Genomic DNA, 22,975 nt, shown 5'->3' on the forward strand with positions numbered 1-22,975 from the left:
CTAGCGCCGCTTGCATCAGGTGCCCCCCCGACTCAGGCCGCCAGCCGCGTCACCGCCATCGCGTAGCCCCGCCGCCGGGACGGCGGCACCGGGTGGCGACCGGCCGCGCGCTCCAGCATCAGCCGGACGTCGTCATCGGCACCGGCCTTCAACGCGGAATCCAGGTACATCTGCTCCAGCACGTCCTGCTGTGCGTGGCTGCCGCCGGTGCGGTACATCTCGCCCACCACCGGCCGCATCAGCGCCACCGCGTCCGCGTGGCGGCCCTGCCCGTTCGCCAGCACCGCCTCGGTCACAGGTAGCCCGATCGTGCGCACCAGCGCCGGAATTTCCCCCTCGGTGGCGGCGACGTCCCGCATCGCGGCCAGCATGCGCCGGGCCGCCGCGTCACGGCCGGTCGCGGCCAGGGCCATCATCCAGTGCGGCAGGGTAAAGACGGACTGGCAGTCGCCGATTCGCGCCTCGGCCTTGTCGGCCAGTTCGCCCCAGCGATCGCCGACATCCACGCCGTGCCGGCCCAGCCGGAACAGCATCGACGCCGCGTTCTGCACATCGATATACAGATCCGGCGCCGCGCGGGTCAGCGGCGAGGCCATGTCACGGAAGCCGGCGTCGTATAGCGCCAATACCTTGTCCATCTCGCCCAGTTCCAGATGGTACATCGCCTGGTGCCACCACAGATGGTGCTTCAGGTTATTGCCGCCATCCCAACGGCCCTGCAGCCCGACGACCCAGTCGATGCCTTCCCGCCGACGGCCGGTCATCTCCAGCACATGCGCCACGCCATGCGCCGCCCACAGATCGGTCGGATCGCGCCGGATCGCCTCCCGCCCCGCATGTTCCGCCTCGGTGTAGTAGCCGCATTCCTCGTGGGCGAAGCAGCGGCAGCCCAGGATCGCGACATAGCCCGGCAAGTCCGCATTCCAGCCTCTTTCCACCGACAGGACCGAGGTCAGCATCGCTTCGGGGCGACCGAGCCAGAAATTCACGAAGTGGGCGACACGGAAGGCAAGGATGTCGCGCGGATCGTCGGCCAGGATCTGGTTCCACACGGCGATGGCGCGGTCGGCCGACCCCTCGGCCCAATGGGTCAGCGCAGCGGCATGCGCCTGCTCCCGCTCGGTGGCGGCCGCGGTGCCCCGGCGCGCGGCGGCCGCGGCAGTCCGGGCGGCGGGGAGCAGGTCGGAGCGGTAGCCGGCCAGCATCATGTAGCCCTTGAAGACATGGGCCATGCCGAAATCGGGATCGGCGGCCAGCAGCGCGTCGATCCGTTCCATCAGGTCGGCGCGGTATTCCAGGTATCCGTCGACCGCTCGGTCGAAGGCAGCGACGACGGCGTCCGACGCGGTGGTCAACGGCAGGTCGCGGCGGTCTTTCAGCATGGATGGTCCCTCCCTGGCGGTCAGGCTACAGCATGACCGGGGATGGCCCAATCGGCGGCGCAAGTTTTGAGGGTCGGCTCAGAGGGAGGTCTGACCGGCGCAGGCCGGATTTAGAAAGCGGCGACCTCGGCAGGCCGGTCTTTCAGGAGATCGGCGACTTTAGAAGGCGGATGTCCTCAAGAGGCGGCTGCTCTCAGGAGACGGGCGCCAGGGAGACCATGGCGATACCGCGACGGATTATCCCCAGTTCCCGCGCGGCGGCGGCGGACAGATCGACGATCCGGCGGTGTGACGGCAACCGGTCGGTGACGGTGACGATGACGGACCGGCCGGTGTCCAGCAGCGTGACACGGACGCGGGTGCCAAAAGGCAAATAGGGATGCGCCGCGGTCATCTCATGCGGGCGATAGATGCTGCCATCGGCGGTGCGCCGGCCGTTCTGACGTGGCCCGTAATACGACGCGATGCCCTGCTGCATGCCCGCCTCCGACGCCTCGGTATCGCCGGCCCTTGCCTTGGCGGGGTGAAAACCCATAGCCGAAAGCGCAATAAATCCAAGAACAAAATATTTTCGCATCATGTCCCGCCGCTTATACAGTCGATCGGTTAACAAAGACTGAACGACCGTTTCGTTCACGGTTGAAAGGACAATAGTCCCCCATCAACGCGATCGTAATGATCGACGTTGTGCTGTGTGCTTTCGCCAATGTGGCGAAATTGCGGCGCTTTTTCAGGCCGCAAGAGGTTGCCCCCCGCTGCATGCGCGGTAAGATGCTTGCGTTCTTCCGGCATGGCAACCCGCAGCGGCGATTTTTTCGGCACCAATGTGCATTTTTCCACCAGACGCCGCCTGTCCAGGCATCGCCTAAAAACAATAAAAATAAAGCAATTATAATGTCTTACAGCCTCCTTTTCACGATGGCCGGAATCCTGGCCGCGTCCGTGCTTCGCGGCTTTACGGGCTTTGGATTTGGCCTTGCGGCGGTGCCTCTGCTCAGTCTGGTACTGCCACCGGCCGAGGTCGTGCCCCTGGTGGTGGCGCTGCAGATCGTCGTCGGGATCGGCGGACTGCGGGACGCGATGCATCTCTGCGACTGGCGATCGGTGCGGCAATTGGTGCCGGGGCTGATCGTGGGGGTGCCGACCGGGATCGCGATCCTGACGGTGCTGGCGCCCAATCCGGTGCGGCTGCTGATCGGGGCGATGATCGTGGTGTCGGTGGTGCTGCTGCACCGTGGCGCGCGGCTGCCACCGGAGCCGTCACGGGTCTTGACCGCCGCCGTCGGGCTGCTGGCGGGGGTGATAAGCGGGTTTTCCTCGATGGGCGGACCGCCGATCATCGTTTACCTGATGGCGCGCGGGCATAATCCGCACCGTATCCGCGCGACGGCCATCGTCTATTTCATGATCGCCGGATGTGCCACCGGCCTGCCAATGGTGGTGCGCGGCCTGATCACCCGCCACACGCTGATCTGGGCCGCCGCGTGTCTGCCGGTCCTGTTCCTGGGCACGTGGCTGGGTACGCTGGCCTTCCACCGGGCAAAGCCGCGCCATCACCGGCTGACGGCGCTGATCACCCTGACGATGCTGGCGACGCTGCTGATCGGACGGACCCTGATCAGCATGTGGGGGGCCTGATCGCCGACACCCCGCCCGACTGTCCCCCGGGCAACTTCCATTGGCAACTTCACCTGGCAATTCGCCTTGGCGAACCACCTTGGCTGGTGACACCGGCCGCGCCTATGCGACCGGTGCAACCCATTGCCGGCGTCACCGGATCAGCGGCGGAACCCTTCCAGTTCGTCCTTCGCCCAGTCGGTAGCCTGCTTGATGGTCTGGCCGGCGACCAGCTTCGACACCATGGTGGGAATCAGCCCGCGGTTCCAGGCCAGCACGCCGATTTCCGGCGGGCCGGACCAGCCGGTCACATAATACTCGGCGTCGTGCCAGGGACGGATCGGGTAATTGTAGACGACGCCCTTCGGCGGCTCCACCTCCTCCCAGATCTTGAAGTCCGACATCGAAAGGTAAGGCGGAATGTCGTATCCGGAGACGGCAGTCGTCAATGCTTCCATCTGCTCGCGCGAACCCAGATAGGCCAGCAGCTCCTTCGCAGCGCTCTGGTTCTGCGCGAAAGACCAGATGCCGAAGAAATACGGCCGCATCGGCACCATGCGCCCCTTCGGGCCGCGCGGGTTGGGGAAGGTCCAGCAATCCTCGGCGATCTGCGGCGCGTCTCGCTTGGCCACCGCCCAGGCCGAAGGTGGGTTGTAGATCATCGCCGACTTGCCGGAGATCAGCGCGCGGTTATTCGACGCGTCGTCATAGCTGACCGTGTCGTTCGGCAGGAACGGCACCATCCGCTGGGCGTATTCCATCGCTTCCTTCACGTTGTCGGAGTCGACGGTGATGTTGCCGGCCTCATCCACAAGGTCGGCACCGAAGCCCCCGAACATCGAGCCCCAGGTCTGGTTGCTGTCGGTCGTCTGCCCACAGCCGAAGCCGAACGGATAGCCGGCCTTGGCGCAGGCCTCGGCGATCTTCAGCTGCGTATCGTAGGTCCAGTCCTTGGATGCTTCCGGGGTCGACGGGTGGGCAGGAAACCATGCCTGCAGATCAACGTTCGCATACTTCTTGAACATGCTCATCCGCGCGCACGGCGTCAGCGGCGCCGACCCCCAGGCGACCGGGATGGCCTTCCACGACCCGTTGGCCTTGCCAAGGTATTCATACGCTCGGCCGATCTTGCCGTATTTGCTGATGAACGTCTTCATCAGGTCGTCCACGGAGACCAGCGAATCGGCGAATTCATGCACTGTCCACATATCGAATGCGTAGATGTCGTGCCCGGTCTTGGCCTGCGCTTCGGCGGCCATGGTGATGTTGATCTTGTTGCCGATGGCGGTCAGAAAATCGACTTGTACATCGACCTTGTTCTTGTCCGCCCAGGCCGCGACCACCTTGCGCATCGCGTCGTTGCCGCCGGGTACCCAATGATCCCACAGTGCGCAGGTCAGCTTGCCCGCGGCCCCCGCGGTCCGAATATGCACCAGTGGCAGTGCCGCTGCGGCGGCTCCTACGCGCAACGCCTTCCGGCGAGTGATCTTCGCTTGCATGATATGGTCTCCGACGTAAGCAACCCTGAATTGAACAGACGCAGGCCTGTCTCATTTTGTTGGCAATCACTATCACGCAGAAAGAGATCGCAAACAAGCCCGTTCCGTGGCAAGCGACTGGATCCGTGGCATTATGATGATTGTTATTTTTATGATGACGGTGCGAGGCCGATGATCCCGATCACCCGCATCCTGTCGCTGGACCCGGCGGCGCTGGAGGAGACCTTTCTGCGTGCCTCCGGCCCCGGCGGGCAGAATGTCAATAAGGTGTCAACGGCAGTGCAGCTCCGCCTGGACCTGGATCGAGCCGGGTTGCCCGCACCAGTCCGGGCTCGGCTGGAGAAGCTGGCCGGCCGGCGCCTGACGCGGGAAGGCCATCTACTGGTCACCAGCCAGCAGCACCGGTCGCAGGACCGCAACCGCGCCGCCGCGTTGACCGAAATGATCCGCCTGATCCGGCAGGCCAGCGTCGCGCCGGTGCGTCGGGTCGCAACCAAGCCCACCGCGTCCTCCCGCCAGCGCCGGCTGGACGCCAAGGCCCATCGTGCCGCCGTCAAACATGGCCGCCGCGCGCCGCCCGAATAGGACAGCCGACCCCACCCCAGCAAGGCGACGCGGCGTTCGTGGCGCGGCACGGTTTTCATGCGGGAATAGGAACGGCGCGGCGCGGATGGCGGCCCTGTTTGCCGCGCGGCATGGCTTTGGCTACGACGGACGGCGCCGCCGGAGCATCGCGCCGCGGTGACGTCATGGCATATGGGGATACGATGAAGCCTGCCGCCAGTGAGGGCGCCTTGCGCGTCCAGGCCACCCTGGGCGAGTCCTTCCGGGTGCTGGAATTCGAACAGAGCACCCATTCCTCGGCCGACGCCGCCGCCGCAATTGGCTGCGACGTCGCGCAGATCGCCAAGTCGATGGTGTTCAAGGCGGCCGACGGGCAGCCCGTTCTGGTCGTGGCCTCGGGTGTCAACCGGGTCGATGAGAAGAAGGTCGCTGCCCTGCTGGGTCAGAAGATCGGGCGCGCTGATCCCGCCTTCGTGCTGCACCACACCGGTTTCGCGGTGGGCGGCGTGGCGCCGGTCGGTCACGGCACGCCGCCGCTCACCTTGCTGGACCGGGACCTTGCCGCCTTTCCGCGGATCTGGGCGGCGGCGGGCTCTCCAAACGCGGTATTCGAGCTGACGCCAGCCGATCTGGAGCGACTGACCGGTGCCACCTTCGCGGATGTGGCGAAGCGATAGGCCCGCTTGGCGGTTGGTATCCGTCCGCCGTCCCCTTGCCGGCGTGTCCCGTCCCCGAGACCGACACGAAATGACCCGCCATAGCCTGGTGCGGGCGGTCGGACTCGAACCGACATTCTGTTGTCAGAGGCGGATTTTTGTGGCGCGGCTGGCTCGGACAACCGCAGGCGGGTTGCGATCTGAAATGGCTTCAGGAAGGACCATGGAGGGCGACCTGGTCGCGCTGGGGGCTGGGGCGGGCATGTTTATTGAGGGCCTCCCTCCCGGTCCTGGTGCGAAGCGCACGACCTGAAGCCTGCGGTCGTCGACGGCATGCTGGTGCTTGAGAAAGGCACCATATGGGATCTCCTGGATATATGCGGCCGAAATCTGGCACACCGCCATTCTCGTCACGACTCCTGGTTAGCGAGAATATTCCGGAAGCTGGCCAGGCAATTTCTGAAGGCCAACTCAAGAAAGGCAGCCAAGCGCAACGTTGCCCATCATTATGATCTGTCGGAGACATTGTTCCGCGCGTTTCTTGATCGGGACATGCAGTATTCCTGTGCCTATTTTCAGGAGCCTGGCATGTCCATCGACGAGGCGCAGTTTTGCGCACGGCAGCGACCATTCTTCGAGAGACGCGGCCAGAGATTCCGTCACCATTCGGCGATCTCTACGCTCGACCGGCCGAGGATCGGTTTAACTTGGTCGTGGTGGGAAGGTTTAGTCGGGGAAAATCATCCCTGATGAATGCGATGCTGCACACCGAGAGCCTTCCTACCGGCATCGTTCCGCTTACGTCGGTAATCACGACAGTCAGCTATGGCAGCACCGAGCGGGCTTATATCGAGCGTGAGGGGTGGGGTATTCCCGAGGAAATCCGTCTTGATGCACTCCCCAATTACGTCACCTAGCAAGGCAATCCGGCGAACCAAAAGCGGGTTGCCGTCGCCCGCGTGGAACTACCGGCTGAGCTGTTGCGGCGTGGCTTTCATTTTGTGGATACGCCGGGCTTGGGCTCGGCCATCATCGAAAATACGCGAACGACCGGACGCTTCCTGCCGCAAGCGGATGCATTCATGCTGGTCACAAGCTTCGACAGCCAGCTGTCGGAAGAAGAACTCAAGATACTGCAGGGCGTCGCGGGTTCCGCAACCCATGTGTTTCTGGTCATCAACAAGAGAGATACCGTGTCCGCCGAAGAGCAGTCGCAGGCTATACGGCATCTGGAGGATCTGACTACATCAGTCTTTCACGGCAAAATGCCACGCATTTTCTCGATCTCGGCGCGCTATGGCATTGAAGCAACCCAGATGCAAAATCCACAACTCTGGGCCGAAAGCGGGATCCCTGAGCTTGTCAATGCGCTCACAACGTTTCTCTTGACCGAGAAGCAGGAGCGATTTCTGCTCCGGATGTGTGAGCGTGTCGCGGAAGCTCTGCGCGATGTCCCGAATTCACAGGATTTGTTCAGCCGGCTTCGTGCTCTTCGAGAACGTCTGGAACGCAGGCGGCCGCAAGGTACGTCGGCGGTTGTCGAGTCTGTCAGCGAAGATCGGTCGATCTTCACGGAATGCCCGATCTGCAGTCGTATAGAGCGTGAGATATACGATTATCTATGTCATTATCAATATGATATTGCTACCTGCAGCGAGACCCAGAAGAAGCTGGCCGAGCGATCTGGGTTATGCGCGTTTCACACCTGGCAGTACGACACAATAGCAAGTCCTCAAGGGACCTGCCTTGGTTTCTCACCGCTCCTCGAGCGGGTCTCATCACGCATGCGGGAGGCGGCGGGCGCGTCAGACAAGGAACGGATCGTGGCGGAGCTGGATACGCTACAAGCGACATCCGCTGGATGTGAGCTGTGCAATGCGCATCGCGATATCGAGCGCGCTGGCGTGACCGGGTTCGCGTCCACGGTCACCGCCGCCGATAACAGTACGTCACGGCGGTTTTCAGGATTGTGTTTGCGGCATCTTGAGCTTGTCGTCCGGTCGATTGATTCCATCGAGTCAATCCGTGCTGTCCTTTTGCAGGAGGCACGATTGCTGCAACTGGTGTCGGATGACATGCGTCGGTATGCGCTGAAGCGTGATGGGGTACGCCGCTATATGGCGAGCGATGAGGAACTGGCCGCGGCCCGGCGTGGCTTGACGATCGTTGCGGGTCATCGAAACATAGGCGGCTTGTGGCGATCGCGCTGAGGAGCCGACACCAGCGGGGACCTTAGCGTGACCAACCCGCCCATAGGAAGGGCTCGGTGGGGGGCTGACCTCCGCCCGGCTGAGAACGCTCCGGGCCAGGCCCGGCACCGCGAGACCGACCTCGGCCTTGATCTGGATTACCGTTCAACACTGCCGAGGCCACCTATCTTCGTGGCGGCATTGGCAGGGTGATAGCGATTGGACAACGGCTGACGGCCCTCTACTCTCGCGAGCAGGTTGCCCCCGTCTTGGCGAGAACAAACTGGAAATCGGGTGTTTGCGCGATCTTGGGACGGAAGATCAGAGGGTGTGTCGCGAATACCTGAGGCGGCGACCGTCAATGCTCGCGGAGGACCTCCAGTTGCTCCGCAAGTAGACAAAGGCTGCCAAAGACGTCAAAGCTGCAAGGTCGGCCACTTCCCTTGATGTTGACCACCCACCCACGGTTGCTCACCTGGCACCCCGGGTTGCTTGGCGCCCATCCGGGAGGCGAAGATAATGGCCATGGAACACGCGCCGGTTCCGAAGGGGAGGACATATGCTCGGTTTGGTGCGGCTCAGTTTACGGCGGCCTTATACGTCGGCAATCGCGGCAATGCTGATCATCCTGCTCGGCGCTCTTTCATTGACGCGCATGATCGTCGACATCTTCCCCATCATAGACATCCCGGTGGTGCTTGTCGTCTGGAACTATCCCGGGCTGACCACCGAGGATATGGAACGCCGGGTCGTCTTTATCTCGGAACGCGCCTATTCGACGACCGTTAATGGCATTTCCCGCATCGAATCCCAGTCAATTCCAGGCGTCGGTCTTCTGAAAGTCTACTTTCAACCCGGCACTGATATCGGCGGCGCCATTGCACAGATCTCATCGGTGAACAACAGCATTCTCCGTAGCGCGCCCCCCGGGATGCAGCCGCCGGCGGTGATTCAATTCAACGCCTCGAATGTACCTGTCGTGCAGATGACGCTGTCATCGCAGACGCTTTCGGAACAACAGATCTACGACTACAGCCTGAATTTCATTCGGGTTCGGCTCTTCACCATCCCCGGCCTGTCGACACCTGGCCCGTTTGGCGGCAAGCAACGTCAGATAGACGTCGACGTGGATCCGGCGCTGCTGGCGGCCAAGGGCCTGTCCCTCACGGACGTGGTCAATGCGCTGCAGGCGTCGAACGTCATCGTGCCGGCCGGCACGGCCCGCCTGGGGGACCGCACCTATAACGTCCAGCTCAATTCCAGCCCGACTGCGGTCGACCGGTTCAATGCACTGCCGATCGGTGTTTTCCAAGGCGTGCCCATTACGATTGGCGATATCGGCCACGTTAGTGACAGCTTCGCGACCCAGTCCAATATTGTCCATGTCAATGGTAAGCGCGCGGTGTACCTGGCGATCCTGAAGCATGCCGATGCTTCGACGCTGGCTGTGGTGGACGCGACCCGCGCCGCGTTGCCAGAAATCCAGGCCGCCGCGCCGAATGGCCTGGATCTCAAGCTTGATTTCGATCAGTCGGTGTTTGTCCGCGCCGCCGTTCAGAACGTGGTACGCGAGGCGATCATCTCATCGATCCTCGTTTCTGCGCTGATCCTCATCTTCCTCGGAAGCTGGCGGAACACGGTGATCGTCTCCGCCTCCATCCCGCTCTCATTGTTTGCCGGCATTATCGGTCTGTTCCTGACCGGGAATAGCATCAACCTGATGACGCTGGGCGGATTGGCTCTCGCCATTGGTCTGCTGGTCGACAATGCCACGGTGACGATCGAGAACATTCACCGCAATCTGACACTGGGCAAGCCGCTCACCGTCGCCATCCTCGATGGCACCGGTGAGGTCATTCAGCCACTGACGGTGGCAACATTGGCGATCTGCATCGTGTTCTTTCCGGTCGTCATGCTGTTCGGTGTGGCCCGGTTCCTCTTCATTCCGCTTGCCATCACTGTCGTGTTCTGCATGCTCGCCTCCTATGTGCTGAGCTTCACGGTGGTACCCAGTTTCGCGCGCCTTCTATTGGCATCTGCCGATCACCATGCCGAGCCCAAGGGCTTGTTCGGCCTGTTTGATCGTGGCTTCAACCGATTCCGTTCCGGATATGGCCGACTGCTGGAAGCCGGCTTGCGTAACCGCGGCTTTGTTCTGCTTTGCTTCGGCGGGCTACTTCTGGTCACCGGCGGCGCCGCGGCAACGATCGGGCTGGACTTCTTTCCAACCGCCGATGTGGGTCTGATCAAGCTTCACTACCGAGCGCCCCCGGGCACCCGTATCGAGGACACGGAGCGGCAGGTGCTGCAGGTGGAGGAGGCGATCCGCAAGATCATCCCCCCCGGCGAACTCGATACGATCAATGACACCGTGGGTGTCCCCTCCTCCTTCAATCTTGCCTTCGTGCCGAGCGACAACGTAGGGGAGATGGACGCGGAGATCCTGATTTCCCTGAAATCGGATCATCACCCGACACTTGGCTACATGCGGACCATCCGCGAGCGGCTACCGGCGGCCTTTCCCGGCAGCACGTTCTACTTCCAGACGGCCGATATCGTCAGCCAGGTGCTGAACTTCGGCCTGCCCGCACCGATCGACGTGCAGATCCAGGATGTGAACTTCGACCGCTCCTACGGTCTCGCGCAACAGTTGCTGCAGCGGATGCGGATGATCCCCGGCGTGGCGGACGCGCATCTGGCGCAGGTGCTGAACTACCCGGCCTTGCAGATTGATGTCGACCGCCTGCGCGCGGCGAAACTGCATGTGTCGCAACGCGATGTTGCCAGCAACATGCTGACGTCCCTGTCATCGTCGGTGCTGGTCGCGCCGAACTTTTTCCTGAACCCGCAGAACAACGTGAATTATTCGGTGGCGGTGCAGACGCCGATCACGCGAATCAACTCGGCCACTGATCTGATGAACACACCGGTCAGCGGCGCCCCCCCGCCACCGGCGATCGCGCCGGCGGCGCAACCGGCCTCTCCGGTGATGCGGCTCGCCGACCTCGCCACGATCTATCCGCGCTCCAGCCTGGAATCGGTCAACCATTACACCGTGCAGCGCGAACTGGATATCGCCGCCAACGTGGACGGCCGTGATCTGGGGTCGACCGCCGCCGACATTCAGACCGCCATTAATGAGATAAGCCGGGGGTTGCCCATCACCACGCATATCGACATCCGCGGCCAGAACGAGATCATGCAGGCATCGTTCCGCAGCCTTGGGCTCGGCATGATCCTGGCGATCGTACTGGTCTACGCGCTGCTGGTGGTCCTGTTCCAATCCTGGGTCGATCCGTTCATCATCATGATGGCAATCCCTGGCGGCCTGGTCGGCATCATCTGGATGCTGGCCGTCACCGGGACGACCGTGAACGTCGAATCTCTGATGGGCTCCATTATGACGATCGGCATTTCGGTCTCGAATTCCATCCTCGTCGTGAGTTTCGCGAACGACCTGCGGGCGCGCGACCCTGGCCTGTCGGCGTTCGACGCGGTGGTCCAGTCCGCCACCATTCGCCTCCGCCCTGTGCTGATGACAGCGCTCGCGATGATCATCGGCATGGTGCCCATGGCCCTTGGTCTCGGCGAGGCGGGGGAGCAGAACGCGCCGCTGGGCCGCGCGGTCATCGGCGGCCTCGTGCTCGCCACCGTCGCGACACTGTTCATCGTTCCCGCCTTCTATACGCTGCTGCGGCGGCAGCTACCTACCTTGCACGTACTCGACTCGCGCTTCGAAACGGAAGCCGCCGGTGCCGGAGACCATTCGCATGGTTAGACGTATCTTGTTGTACTGTGTCGGCCTGCTGCTGATCGGCGGGGCCGCCCTCGGCGTGCTGCGCATGTGGCAGACCAAGAACGACTCGCTGTCCGCCTCGCGGGAGGCGTTCGCCGACGTCGTGAAGCGCGGACCGGTGGTGCAGATCGCCACGGTGACCCAGGGCCCCAAGGAACGGCTGATCCAACTTCTGGGCGATACGCGACCGTACCAGACGGCGACGCTGTACAGCAAGGTCAGTGGCTATGTCGGCCGCATAGACGTCGACCGCGGCGACCGCGTCAAGGCCGGCGATGTATTGGCCACGGTTTCCTCGGTGGAGACCGACCAGCAGTACGAAAGCGCGGTGCGCGACCTGCAGAATAAAAAGCGCAACTGGGACCGCGCCAAGGACCTCGTGGGCAAGGGGTGGACCTCGCAACAGGCTGCCGACCAGGCGCAGACGGACTTCGCCATGGCAACCGCGAACGTCGCTCAGCTCGCCACGTTGAAATCCTATGAGCAGATCCGCGCGCCGTTCGACGGCGTGATCACCGCGCGCTTCGTGGATGTCGGGTCGCTCGTGCAGAACTCCACGACCAACATGACGAGTAATCAGCCAGTGTTGACGGTCGCGGACGAAAGCAGACTACGCGTCGATGTCTATGTGGAACAGCGGGACGTCCCATATGTGCATGTCGGCGATGTTGCGGACGTGGCGGACGGCGCCAATTCCAGCCGCACGGTTCAGGGCCGGATCGCACGCACCTCCCATGAGCTCGACCCGCGGACCAGGACATTGTTCGTGGAGTTGGAGATCGATAACAAGGACGGGTTCCTGCTGCCAGGCAGTTTCGCCTACGTGACCTTGCATGTGCCCACGATCAGCTATCCGGAGGTGCCGGTTGCCGGGCTGATCATCCACGGTACACACACCTCGATCGCGCAGTTAGGCACGGATGATACGATTCATTTGCTGCCCGTGAAAGTGGCGAACACGGACGGGGTAACAGCCAACCTGGCCGAGGGCGCCGTCGTGGGGCAGACCATTGCCGTAAACTTGCCGGATGATGTCAGCGACGGAGGGCGAGTACAGCCAGTCCGGCCGAGGTAGAGATAGAGCATAAAGGATGACATGATCCATGTCCTACGTCGTTTGCCCCAATGGCGCCAAGGTTCCGGCCCTGATATGCGGACGCCCGGTTTGGGTGAGCGAAAGCGGCAGCGACATCTATGAGGTTTGGGTGCACGCCGCCCCCGGGTCCGAGGCGGTGGCCCATGTCACTGACAACGCGCTGGTGGACGGCACGCCGGAGGCCAACCTGGCGTATCTTGAGGAGCTTGTCGCCGACGTCGTTAACGCCTTGCCCCCTGCCAGTCCCGAAATTGTCTCCCTTTGGAGTGCACATATGAAGGGCCGGAATGGAATGCGAGGCCATCCCGAATCCTGATCAGCCATGTTCGGCGCCGTCGACCGGATCGGAGTCCCGCGAAGTCAAGCCAGCTTGCGGCACGACCCTCAAGCTGCTCGTCCGGTTCTGAGCGGTCGCAGCAGGCAACGACGTCCATCAGTGGGAACGCCGAGGCTGGAGCTTCCATGGGAGGTGGGGTACCCTCAATGGGAGGTAGAGTACACGGAAGTCGCCAAACAGACAGCTCGTAAGCAGAGAGGGCACATGGGTAACTGGCGGCCTTGAAGACGACAAATGCGCGCGATCCGTTCTGGACACATCCGCCCGAAGTCGTCCTTGCCCAACTCCAGGCCAGCGCCCAGGGCCTGACGGGACGCGAGGCAGCGGATCGTCTCAGGATTTATGGCCTGAACGTTGACGCACCCGCCCGTAAGGTCTCGGCATTTGGCGCAATCGCCCGCCGCTTTCTGGAGCCGCTGATTCTGCTACTCTTGTTTGCGGCCAGCGTCTCGGCAGCGACAGGAGACGCGACCAGCGCCAGTATCATTGCCGCTATCATCATAATTTCCATCGCATTAGATGCGTTTCAGGAGGGCCGCGCGGCCAAGGCCGCCGATGCGCTCAAGCAATCGGTCGCATTGAAGGCCGAAGTCAGGCGTGATGGCCGGTTTGTTAGCGTGCCCACCGACAACGTCGTCCCCGGGGATGTCTTCCGTGTGCGGATCGGCGATGTCATTCCGGCCGACGCCCTTGTTCTGGAAGTTTCGAGCTTCACCGCCAATGAGGCAGCTCTAACCGGTGAACCCTACCCCGTGGAAAAGCGACCCGGAGCCGCCGCCGCCAGCTCACCGGCTGACGCAACGAATGCACTGTTCCGCGGGTCAATCGCGCAAACCGGGGAAGCGATAGCTCTGGCGGTGGCCACAGGCCGCCGAACCATCTTCGGCGGCGTCGTCTCGGCCCTCGCCCAGGATACCACCCCGTCTCCATTTCAGCGGGACCTGCGCGCTCTGGGCTTCGTGGTGGCACGCGCCGCCGGTATCCTCTCGGTGGCCGTCCTCGCAATCAACCTGCTATTTGGACGCCATCTCATAGAGTCGCTGATGTTTGCCGTCGCCCTGGCCGTGGGACTGACGCCGGAACTTCTGCCGATGATTACCACGGTGACCCTGGCGCGCGGGGCCGTGCGGATGGCAAGGCGGAAGGTGATCGTCAAGCGGTTGGCCTCAATACATGATCTCGGCGCCATGACGGTCCTATGCACCGACAAGACGGGCACCTTGACATCGGCCGAGATCGTGCTCGCCGGTAGCCTCAATGCGCAAGGCGAGGACGATCCTCACATCGCGGCCCTCGCTGGCCTCTGCGCCGAGCTTGCAGGTGATCGTGGGGCCATGGATGGAGCACTGGCAGCCGCTGCGCCGGCGGCCGAGGAGGGTTGGACAGCGCAAGGTCGGATCGGATTCAGCTATGAGCGGCGACGCGGGTCCGTGCTGGCGGAACGAGCCGCGGAGCGTCTGCTCATCTGCAAAGGCGCGCCTGAAGCGATCCTCGCGGTATGCAACCGGCAAATGAAGGGTCAGGCGTGCACCGAGCTTGATGACGAAGCCCGAGATGCGATCTTGGCGAAGCTCAACACGCTTGCAGCGCAGGGCCTTCGCGCCATCGCGGTCGCTACCAAACCCTGCGCCGTCGCCGGCGACGCGCTCGCGCCGGACGACGAGACGGACCTGATCTTTCAAGGCTTCTGCACCTTCGCCGATCCCCCGAAGCAAACAGCCGGCGAGGCTCTGAAACGGCTGGCGGCAGCCGGCGTACGCGTGAAAGTGCTCTCGGGCGACGATCCGCTCGTCGTGGCGCGGATCGCCGGATTGGTCGGGTTGAACACCGCCTCCGTATTGGCCGGGCCGGCGTTGGCGATGCTGAGTGACGAGGCATTGGCCGCGCGGGTTCAGAGCGTTGATCTTTACGGTCGTCTCACACCCGACCAGAAGGTTCGCGTGGTACGCGCCCTGCAGGCGAGAGGCGAGACAGTGGGTTTTCTGGGAGACGGTGTGAATGATGCACCGGGAATCCGCATGGCCGATGTCGGACTTTCTGTCGACGGCGCGACCGGTGTCGCTCGTGCGGCCGCCGATATGATCCTGCTGGCGCCAGACCTCAATGTCGTGGCCGGCGGGGTTGAGGAAGGCCGTCGGACGTTCGCAAACATCCTGAAATACGTCCGTATGGGTTCCAGCTCCAACTTCGGTAATATGCTTTCGATGGCCGCGGCATCCCTGTTCTTGCCGTTTCTGCCGCTACTGGCGACGCAGATTCTTCTGAACAACCTCCTTTACGACCTTTCGGAGGTCGGCATTCCCTTTGATACCGTCGGCTCGTCGGATCTGAGCCGCCCCCAGCGCTGGAACATGCATGGAATTGTCCGCTATGCCGGGATCATGGGACCGCTTTCCTCAGCCTTCGATGGCATCACCTTCCTCGTGCTTCTGATTGGCTTTCAGGTCGCGGCTCCGGAGTTCAGGACCGCCTGGTTCCTGGAGTCGATTGCAACGCAGATACTCGTCGTCTTCCTCATCCGAACACCTGGCCTGCCCTGGCGAACGCCTCCCGACCCACGACTTCTGATCTCGGCCCTTTGCGCCTTGGTCGCAGCGCTGGCTATTCCGTTCACGGCCTTGGGTGGGTGGTTTGATTTTGCCACGCCGAGCGCTGCTGTTTTGTTCGCGGTGGGTATCATCACGGTCGCCTATCTCATGAGCGCCCAGCTGCTGAAGCGATTTGCTTCCGGTAGCTGAGCGGTGTCGCTTCGGCTTCCATGTGGTTTATTATGGCACTGCCTGGAAAAGAATATGCGGGGTACATGCGCGGCGGCATTTGCCGGGGTTGGTCCGGTAAACCTTGAGATCGGCGTAGAAGCCCTAAATCAGCCTGCGAATGTTTTGCTGAGCCGTTCGATGCAAGTCGGTGAAGCTGTCCAGCTCATGCACCAACCGTTCCGCGTGGACCCGGCACAGGCCATGCCGGCCGATGTCGAACTGATCCCGCGGGCGCCGCGGCGGTCAGCACACGATCCCCGATCAGCAAGGGGGGGGCGAACCTTGCCGCGTCGCGGGTGCTTCCGCCAACCGGGCTCGATCGGTCCGGTGGCCTTGCCCATGCCTCTGGGCTTGATGTCGGGCGGCCCCTTCAAACCCTTCAGCCGGTCAATCTCCTCACGCTGTTCACTCACCATCTGCCCGAGAGCAGCGACGTCGCCAAACAGCTTGACCAGCAAGGCGTCAAGCTCGGCCCGGCTCAGCTCGGAAAGGGACGGGGTCTGCGGCACAGTCACAAGGACTCGCACCGAGTCGGGCCGGAGTAAGAAAATCATGCGCTCCTGTCCGGAGTTTTGCCCCCTTTACCGAAAAAGCCTCCAACCTGTTCCCCGGCTTCGAGAACGAGGTTCAGGGCATCCATCTCGAGCCGCAGGCGGATGGATCGATCCGGATGTCCACCTACGTCACCGGACTCCCTGACCGTGACGCCGACACGAAGGCACCCCAGGACAGGCACCGCGGGAGCGGCCGAGGCGCGGTCGGTCCGCGCCGCCAGAGCGCGATCGCCTGAAGCCGGCGGTGAGAAGGCGTGAATCGCGCTCTCAAATCAAAAAAGCATGCCAGGGTCAGCCTGACCTTGGCATGCCTCAATGGCCATTGCCCGATCCGATGTTATAACGCCGCCGTGACCCTTCGTTTCAGCCTTCGATCCACATGTGCCGCCGCGATGCTGCTATGCGCGGCGCCGGCGATGGCCCATGCCCAAGGCGTCTGTCCGGGCGTCTATTCCGCGACGCTGCTGAAGCCGCTGCCCACTCCCACCGTCGTCGCGTTGAACGTGGCCAGCAGCAGCTCGGCATCCTCGGAATCCGTGCAGGCGTTCATGAGCGGCCTGCGGGCCGCCGGCGTGACCACCACGGGCACGCCCACGGCCCTGCTGCGGGTGACCTACCAGGTGGCCGGCGAGGGCGGATCGACGCCGGGCGGCCCGGCGATGAGCCAGGCCGGCAATCCGCAGACCGGCTGGTCCAGCTGGTCGAACGGCGCGCAGTCGGCGCTGCAGGGCGGCATCTCGCTCGCCCTGCCGGATATTCCCAGCGCCAGCATGTTCAACCCGCGGACCAAGGCGCAGTCCGGCCTGCTGATGCTGCGCGCCGAAATCCGCAACAGCCCGTCCGAACCGGCGTCCTGGATCGCCGTCGTGCAATGCACCGTGCGGACGCCCGACACCAACCGGTTGGCGCGCCAGTTGGGCTATGTACTGGGTGGAGCATTGGGCAAGCGGGTGGACAAGGCACGGATGTAGAAACGGCCGTTTCTCCTTCCACTGGCCGCCTGCCGCCGGGCGCATTTGTTTGCCCACGCCGCCCCCCAACGGCAGAGGCTTCCGTTGCCGGCTCGGACCAGCCGGAACAAGGGGGAAGCCGGCGCGTGATGACGATCCTGGCCGCGGCGAGAATCCCGCTGCAACTGTGGCTTTTCGGCAAAGGGGTGGATGGCGTCGGCAAAGGAGTAGAGGGCGGGCCGGCGCCCGCCATCACGGAAAGCGGTGGTGTGACCTGCTCAGCCAGCCGCCGCGTCTGCCGGTGCGGACTCCGTGCGCTCCGCCCCGACTCGTTCAACCCCGACTCGTTCAGCCCCGCTCCGTTCCGCCCCGCGTCGTTCCGACATGGCTCGTCCTGGCGCTGCTCGTTCCCCTGCCGCCCGCTCCCGCCGGGTTTCCGTCCGCAACTGCCCGCACGCGGCCAGAATGTCCTGTCCACGCGGTGTCCGCACCGGCGATGCGAAGCCTGCGTCATTCACGATCCGGGCGAACCGGTCCAGCGCGCTTCTGCTGCTGGGCTCGTATTTCGAGCCGGGCCAGGGATTGAACGGGATCAGGTTCACCTTCGCCGGCAGCCCGGCGATCAGCCGCACCAGCTCGCGGGCTTCCGCTTCCGAATCGTTCACGCCCTTCAGCATGATGTATTCGAAGGTGATCCGCCGCGCATTCGATGCGCCAGGATAACGGCGGCAGGCGGCGATCACCTCGCGGATCGGGTATTTGCGGTTCAGCGGCACCAGCTCATCGCGCAACGCGTCCGTCACGGCGTGCAGCGACACCGCCAGGTTCACGCCCAGCTCCGCCCCGCAGCGGTCCATCATCGGCACGACGCCCGAGGTCGACAGCGTGATCCGCCGCCGCGACAAGCCGATGCCCTCATTGTCCATGACGATGCGCATCGCCTTGGCGACGTTGGCGTAGTTGTACAGGGGCTCACCCATGCCCATCAGAACGATGGTGGACAGCAGGCGCGGCGTCTCGCCCTTCGGCGACGGCCATTCGCCATAGGAATCCCTTGCCGCCATGAACTGGCCGACGATTTCCGGCGCGCCCAGGTTGCGCACCAAGGTCTGCGTGCCGGTATGGCAGAACCGGCAGGACAGGGTGCAGCCGACCTGGGAGGAGATGCAGACCGCGCCGCGATCCTCCTGCTTGTCGGGGATATAGACCGTCTCCGCCTCCTGCCCGTCGCGGAAGCGGAACAGCCATTTACGGGTCTCGTCCTGGCTGGTCTGCACTGTCGCAACGGCGGGACGGCCGATCACGAACCGCGCCGCCAGTTTCTCCTGCAACGGACGCGCGATCGAGGACATCCGGGAAAAGTCGGTGACGCCCTGGTGGTAGATCCAGTGCCACAGCTGCTTGACGCGGAACGGCGCCTCATGGATCGCGGCGATCTCGGCGGCCAGCTCCTCGCGGTTCAGCCCGACGAGGTCACGGCGGCCGTCCGGCAGCGCCGCGTCCGGCGGATCGAACATCGCCGACTTGGCCAGGATCCGCTCACGCTCCGCCGCCGTCAGCGCCGCGACGCCGCCGCCCGCCGCGCCTGCCGCATGGGCGCCCGCGCTGCCGGCCGCGTGGCTGACTGCCCCCACGCTCATTTCGGCGGGCAGGCCTTCACGATGGCGGCGTAGGCGGCGCTGAAGCCGCGCAGGCTGAACGTGTCGGTCACCGTCGCTTCCTTCGGCCCCGGCGAGCGGGCGATCGCCCGGCTTCCCTTGGCGAACGCCGTCACCGCCGCCTTGCCGTCGCGGGCAAAGGCGTTGCGCTTGTCGGTGTAGAATTCCAGCCCGGTCTGATCGACCTGCACCGTGACATTGGCATTCGGCTGGAAGGTGAAGCCCGCCTCCATTGCCACCGAGTCGCGACCGGTCGGCCGCTCCGTCACCGTCAGCACCACCGGGCCGCGCCCCGGCAGGCTGGGCGCCGAGCTCTGGGCGCGGGTGAAGGCGTAGCAGACATTGGCGCCGGCCTCCTGGTGGGTGGCGGCGGTCCAGTCATCGAACCTGCCGATGGCCTTGGGCCCGGCGGCTGCGGCCGACGCCTTCTCCTTCTCGGCATGTGCCGGCTTTTTCGGGGCGGCAAGGGCCGGCGTCACGGCCAGTGCCACGCCGAGTGCGGCCAGGACAAGCACAGCTGGAGCAAACAGAGCTGGGGCAAGCAGAGCGAGACGAGTCTTCATGGGCGGCAGTGAATACGGCCGACGCCTGCGGCAAACAAGATTTGTCGGCACGCATGGCCGCATGGCTGCCCCCGCCGCGACCGATCGGCGGGGCCTCGATTCCGCCCTCACGGCACCGCACCCGCCGCCCCGGGGCGGTTACGCTTTGTCACCCCATTCACGCAAACGTGTTTCCGGCTGACACATATCCTCCGCCGCTTCCCCGGCCGCCGCCGGTTGCCGGTCCGCCAGCCAGTCGGGGATGGTGCGGCGGAAACGGGGCGCGCCGTGGCCGGTGGGCGGCAGCGGCGCCTGCGCCGCCCGGCTGCCGACCGGCCGCTCGGCGAACCGCCCGTGTTGCAGCAGCCGATCATACAGCACCAGCGCGCCGGCCACGGCCAGGTTCAGCGCGAAGCGGGTGGGGATGCGCACCACGTGGTCGCAGCGCGCCAGCAATGCCGGCGACAGCCCCGCCCGCTCCGGCCCCAGCACATAGGCGGCATTCAGCGGATGGCGGAAGGACGGCAGGTCCACGGCATCCGGCAGCAGCTCGATCCCGACCAGGGCGCACCCGCGCGGCAGTGACAGCGCCTCGACGGCGGGGAAGCGCCACATCGGCACGTGACGCTGCGTGTGGGAGGTGTCGGCGGTGCGGGCGGCCCGGGAATCCCAGCCGGCGCCGATGGTGAAGCAGAACACCGCCCCGAATGCGTGGCCGGTGCGCAGCAGCGCCCCGACATTGGCGGACTTGGAAACGCCCTCGACGCCGAGGCCGAAATAGCCGCGTGCCCGGACGCCGGACTGGGTGCCGGTCATGGAGCCGAGGGCCGGGCTTGCGCCGACGGCATTGGGGTCGGCGGGACCGGGACCGACGAGAATTGGGCCGCCGGGATCGCGGCCGAGCGGCGCGGCGTCCGGAACAGCGTCGGCTGGATCAGCGGCGGCGGTGCCGGGTGGCGCGGACGCGAACCGGGTGGCGCCGCGGGGCGGCGCGCTGCGCCGCGACGACGCTGAGGGCCACCGCGCCGGCAAGAGCGGCCAGGGGAATCAATTGCGACATCACTTGAGCCAGGGCGTTCATCGAATCAGACCCCTTTCGGGCTTTCTCGACCGCACTCCATAGCACGGCGGCCTTCCCTAACGAAAGCGGCTGATGCTCGGTTCCAACCTGCAATGGCGCGATGACAGGACAGGGCAGCCATCCCGATCCGGAATGGGGTTGCGGCGCCGGCCCGGCATTGCCATAGACAGCCCCTCCGAAATCAACAGGACGACCGCCCTCATGCCCGCCATTACCCTGCCCGACGGCTCCGAACGCCAGTTCGATGCGCCGGTCACCGGCACGGACGTGGCCGCCGCGATCGGCCCCGGCCTGGCGCGCGCCGCCCTGGCCATGAAGCTGGACGGCAAGCTGGTCGACCTGGCCACGCCGATCGAGCGCGACGCATCCGTGGTGTTCGTCACCCGCCGCGATCCCGAGGCGCTGGAGATGATCCGCCACGACTGCGCCCATGTGCTGGCCGAGGCGGTGCAGGCGCTGTTCCCCGGCACCCAGGTCACCATCGGCCCGTCGATCGAGAACGGGTTCTATTACGACTTCGCCCGCAACGAACCCTTCACCCCCGAGGACTTCCCGGTCATCGAGGCGAAGATGCGCGACATCATCGGCCGCGGTGCCCGGTTCGTGCGGACGGAGGTCGATCGTGAGGAGGCGATCGCCTTCTTCCAGGCCAAGGGCGAGAAGTACAAGGCGCAGCTGATCCAGGATTTGCCGGTCAGCGAAACCATCAGCCTGTACAGCCAGGGCGACTGGGTCGACCTGTGCCGTGGCCCGCATATGCGGACGACCGCCGATGTCGGCCCCGCCTTCAAGCTGATGAAGGTCGCCGGCGCCTATTGGCGCGGCGACCACCGCAACGCCATGCTGTCGCGCATCTACGGCACCGCCTGGCGCGACCAGAAGGAGCTGGACGCCTATCTGCACCAGCTCGAGGAGGCGGAACGCCGCGACCACCGCCGCATCGGCAAGGAAATGGACCTGTTCCATATCCAGGAAGAGGCGGTGGGCTCCATCTTCTGGCATCCGAAGGGCTGGCGGCTGTACCGCACCGTCGAATCCTATATGCGCCGCCGCCTGGATGCCACCGGCTACCAGGAGGTGAAGACGCCGCAACTGGTGGATCGCAGCCTGTGGGAGAAGTCGGGCCACTGGGAGAACTACCGGCAGAACATGTTCGTCGCGCAGGTCGAGGAGGAGGACAAATTCCTCGCCCTGAAGCCGATGAACTGCCCCTGCCATGTGCAGATCTTCCGCCAGGGCATTCGTTCCTACCGCGAATTGCCGCTGCGCATGGCCGAGTTCGGCTCCTGCCACCGCTATGAGCCGTCCGGCGCACTGCATGGCATCATGCGGGTGCGCGCCTTCACCCAGGACGACGCGCATATCTTTTGCACGCCAGAACAGATCGCCCCCGAGACGGCGCGGTTCATGGAACTGCTGTCCTCGATCTACACGGATTTCGGCTTTCCGGAATTCCGCATCAAATTCTCCGACCGGCCGGAAGCCCGCATCGGCAGCGACGCCTTGTGGGACCAGACCGAGGACGCGCTGCGCGAGGCCTGCCGCATGGTTGGCGTCGACTACGAGCTGAACCCCGGCGAGGGCGCATTCTACGGCCCGAAGCTGGAGTTCGTGCTGCGCGACGCGATCGGCCGGGACTGGCAGTGCGGGACCTTGCAGGTGGACCCGAACATGCCGGAGCGGCTGGATGCCGAATATGTGGGCGAAGACGGCGCCCGCCACCGCCCGATCATGCTGCATCGCGCGATCCTGGGCAGTTTCGAGCGGTTCCTGGGCATCCTGATCGAGCAATATGCCGGCCGCTTCCCGTTGTGGCTGGCGCCGGTGCAGGTGGTCGTGGCCACCATCGTCTCCGACGCCGACGACTATGCGCGGGAGGCCGCCGCCGCCTTCGCCCGGGCCGGACTGTATGTGGAGACGGATGTCTCCAACCAGAAGATCAACGCCAAGGTGCGGGAGCATAGCCTGGCGCATGTGCCGGTGCTGGCGGTGGTCGGCCGCAAGGAGGCCGAGACCGGCACCGTCGCGCTGCGCCGCCTGGGCGTGCAGGCACAGGAGGTGCTGCCGCTGGACGACGCCGTGCGGCTGCTGGCGGCGGAGGCGACGCCGCCGGATCTGCGGCGCGGATGAGGATGCACTGACGGCATGGCGGGATCAGGCGCGATCCGGCGCAGTGTCGTGTCGGCGGCGGGCTGGTCGGCGGCGCGTTGGTTGTTGACGGGCTGGTCGTTGAAGGGCTGGCGCGCGGCGTGATGGCTTTGCGGATGCCCGATGGCGTCGGCGCCCGGCTAGACG

19 protein-coding genes and 1 pseudogene are annotated in these 22,975 nt (G+C 64.5%); 12 read left to right on the top strand and 8 right to left on the bottom strand.

Annotation, left to right across the window (positions count from 1 at the left end; genetic code table 11):
• Positions 1-32 precede the first annotated feature (32 nt).
• The 3 genes from VHC04_RS06460 to VHC04_RS06470 all read right to left on the bottom strand — a co-directional run bounded on the left by VHC04_RS06460 (position 33) and on the right by VHC04_RS06470 (position 2,222).
• Positions 33-1,382 (bottom strand): tetratricopeptide repeat protein, encoded by a 1,350-nt coding sequence (locus VHC04_RS06460; RefSeq protein ID WP_325679226.1) that lies wholly within the window; start codon positions 1,380-1,382, stop codon positions 33-35.
• 193 nt (positions 1,383-1,575) lie between these two features.
• Positions 1,576-1,860, bottom strand: coding sequence for a septal ring lytic transglycosylase RlpA family protein (locus tag VHC04_RS06465; protein WP_325679228.1), 285 nt, complete (start codon positions 1,858-1,860; stop codon positions 1,576-1,578).
• Positions 1,861-2,015: 155 nt separating this feature from the next.
• Positions 2,016-2,222, bottom strand: coding sequence for a hypothetical protein (locus tag VHC04_RS06470; RefSeq protein WP_325679230.1), 207 nt, complete (start codon positions 2,220-2,222; stop codon positions 2,016-2,018).
• Between the two features lie 78 nt (positions 2,223-2,300).
• Here VHC04_RS06470 and VHC04_RS06475 point away from each other — a divergent pair, with 78 nt between their 5' ends.
• A complete protein-coding gene (locus VHC04_RS06475; RefSeq protein WP_325679628.1) occupies positions 2,301-3,020 on the top strand; it encodes a sulfite exporter TauE/SafE family protein in 720 nt (239 codons plus the stop codon).
• A gap of 140 nt (positions 3,021-3,160) precedes the next feature.
• Here the strand turns inward: VHC04_RS06475 and VHC04_RS06480 are convergent, their stop codons facing one another.
• Positions 3,161-4,498, bottom strand: coding sequence for an ABC transporter substrate-binding protein (locus VHC04_RS06480; RefSeq protein ID WP_325679232.1), 1,338 nt, complete (start codon positions 4,496-4,498; stop codon positions 3,161-3,163).
• Between the two features lie 171 nt (positions 4,499-4,669).
• On the opposite strand from VHC04_RS06480, the gene arfB reads away from it, so the two are divergent.
• From arfB to VHC04_RS06530, 10 genes are all read left to right on the top strand, one after another.
• Positions 4,670-5,083: an alternative ribosome rescue aminoacyl-tRNA hydrolase ArfB gene (gene arfB / locus VHC04_RS06485; protein WP_325679234.1), complete on the top strand. Its 414-nt coding sequence runs from the start codon at positions 4,670-4,672 to the stop codon at positions 5,081-5,083.
• A 182-nt stretch (positions 5,084-5,265) separates the two neighbouring features.
• Positions 5,266-5,739 carry a YbaK/EbsC family protein gene (locus VHC04_RS06490; protein WP_325679236.1) on the top strand — a complete coding sequence of 158 codons (474 nt, stop codon included), beginning with the start codon at positions 5,266-5,268 and terminating at the stop codon, positions 5,737-5,739.
• A 312-nt stretch (positions 5,740-6,051) separates the two neighbouring features.
• Positions 6,052-6,468 (top strand): class I SAM-dependent methyltransferase, encoded by a 417-nt coding sequence (locus tag VHC04_RS06495; RefSeq protein ID WP_325679238.1) that lies wholly within the window; start codon positions 6,052-6,054, stop codon positions 6,466-6,468.
• Positions 6,468-6,635, top strand: coding sequence for a hypothetical protein (locus tag VHC04_RS06500; protein ID WP_325679240.1), 168 nt, complete (start codon positions 6,468-6,470; stop codon positions 6,633-6,635). Before VHC04_RS06495 ends, VHC04_RS06500 begins: the two co-directional genes overlap by 1 nt.
• Before the next feature lie 42 nt (positions 6,636-6,677).
• Positions 6,678-7,928, top strand: coding sequence for a hypothetical protein (locus tag VHC04_RS06505; RefSeq protein WP_325679242.1), 1,251 nt, complete (start codon positions 6,678-6,680; stop codon positions 7,926-7,928).
• A gap of 538 nt (positions 7,929-8,466) precedes the next feature.
• Positions 8,467-11,685, top strand: a complete 3,219-nt coding sequence (locus VHC04_RS06510; RefSeq protein ID WP_325679244.1) for an efflux RND transporter permease subunit — start codon at positions 8,467-8,469, stop codon at positions 11,683-11,685.
• Positions 11,660-12,778 (top strand): efflux RND transporter periplasmic adaptor subunit, encoded by a 1,119-nt coding sequence (locus VHC04_RS06515; RefSeq protein WP_325679246.1) that lies wholly within the window; start codon positions 11,660-11,662, stop codon positions 12,776-12,778. The genes VHC04_RS06510 and VHC04_RS06515 overlap by 26 nt, the downstream gene beginning before the upstream one ends.
• 28 nt (positions 12,779-12,806) lie before the next feature.
• Positions 12,807-13,115 (top strand): hypothetical protein, encoded by a 309-nt coding sequence (locus VHC04_RS06520; protein ID WP_325679248.1) that lies wholly within the window; start codon positions 12,807-12,809, stop codon positions 13,113-13,115.
• 242 nt (positions 13,116-13,357) lie between these two features.
• Positions 13,358-15,874 carry a magnesium-translocating P-type ATPase gene (mgtA, locus tag VHC04_RS06525; protein ID WP_325679250.1) on the top strand — a complete coding sequence of 839 codons (2,517 nt, stop codon included), beginning with the start codon at positions 13,358-13,360 and terminating at the stop codon, positions 15,872-15,874.
• A 991-nt stretch (positions 15,875-16,865) separates the two neighbouring features.
• Positions 16,866-17,420: a hypothetical protein gene (locus VHC04_RS06530; protein ID WP_325679252.1), complete on the top strand. Its 555-nt coding sequence runs from the start codon at positions 16,866-16,868 to the stop codon at positions 17,418-17,420.
• A 392-nt stretch (positions 17,421-17,812) separates the two neighbouring features.
• On the opposite strand, the pseudogene rlmN reads toward VHC04_RS06530, so the two are convergent.
• The 4 genes and pseudogenes from rlmN to VHC04_RS06550 all read right to left on the bottom strand — a co-directional run.
• Positions 17,813-18,958: pseudogene (gene rlmN, locus VHC04_RS06535) on the bottom strand (23S rRNA (adenine(2503)-C(2))-methyltransferase RlmN); the annotation flags it as partial.
• A gap of 77 nt (positions 18,959-19,035) precedes the next feature.
• Entirely contained in the window at positions 19,036-19,572 is a 537-nt protein-coding gene (locus VHC04_RS06540; protein WP_325679254.1) for an invasion associated locus B family protein, read from the bottom strand.
• A 186-nt stretch (positions 19,573-19,758) separates the two neighbouring features.
• On the bottom strand, positions 19,759-20,415 hold the full coding sequence (locus VHC04_RS06545; protein ID WP_325679256.1) for an RNA methyltransferase: 657 nt from the start codon (positions 20,413-20,415) through the stop codon (positions 19,759-19,761).
• 118 nt (positions 20,416-20,533) lie between these two features.
• The gene (locus VHC04_RS06550; RefSeq protein ID WP_325679258.1) at positions 20,534-20,680 is read right to left on the bottom strand and encodes a hypothetical protein; all 147 of its coding nucleotides are present in this window, start codon (positions 20,678-20,680) and stop codon (positions 20,534-20,536) included.
• Positions 20,681-20,881: 201 nt separating this feature from the next.
• Between VHC04_RS06550 and thrS the strand changes: the two genes are divergently transcribed.
• Positions 20,882-22,810, top strand: coding sequence for a threonine--tRNA ligase (gene thrS / locus VHC04_RS06555; RefSeq protein ID WP_325679260.1), 1,929 nt, complete (start codon positions 20,882-20,884; stop codon positions 22,808-22,810).
• Positions 22,811-22,975 lie beyond the last annotated feature (165 nt).

It is taken from the genome of Rhodopila sp. (assembly GCF_035548095.1).
GTDB lineage: Bacteria > Pseudomonadota > Alphaproteobacteria > Acetobacterales > Acetobacteraceae > Rhodopila.